The organism is Bartonella taylorii 8TBB (genome assembly GCF_902825155.1).
GTDB classification, from domain to species: domain Bacteria; phylum Pseudomonadota; class Alphaproteobacteria; order Rhizobiales; family Rhizobiaceae; genus Bartonella; species Bartonella taylorii_A.
Genome location: NZ_CADEAG010000212.1, coordinates 1 through 392 on the forward strand (window position 1 = coordinate 1; position 392 = coordinate 392).

The 392-nt window shown below is 41.3% G+C and carries 1 pseudogene; it reads right to left on the reverse strand.

The features are described 5' to 3' along the window. Nucleotides 1–27: 27 nt before the first annotated feature. Nucleotides 28–392 (reverse strand): annotated as a pseudogene (locus J7R13_RS09345) (NAD-dependent DNA ligase LigA); the annotation flags it as partial.

Here is a 392-nt window from a genome sequence, read left to right on the forward strand (position 1 = left end):
ATACAAAAAGTCATGTCATAAACATGAAAAAAAAAATTCAACCTGTTTTTTCCCAAGTCCCACAATATCAAAGGCATTACGCGAAACAAATTGACGAATACGCGCAATCGCGTGTGAGGGACAAATAAGCCCACCTGTACATCGACGCACAGCTACACCTACTTCACGAACAGCATGACTCCCACAAGCTGGACACAAAAGAGGAAAAATAAAGACAGCAGCATCTTTCGGGCGTTTTTCAATAATAACATCAATAACCTGAGGGATCACATCACCAGCACGTTGTACAATCACGCTATCGCCTACACGGATGTCACATCCTTCACGAATAGAATCTCCTTTATGACCAATTCCCTTAATAGAATCCTCATTATGCAAACTAGCATTGGTCA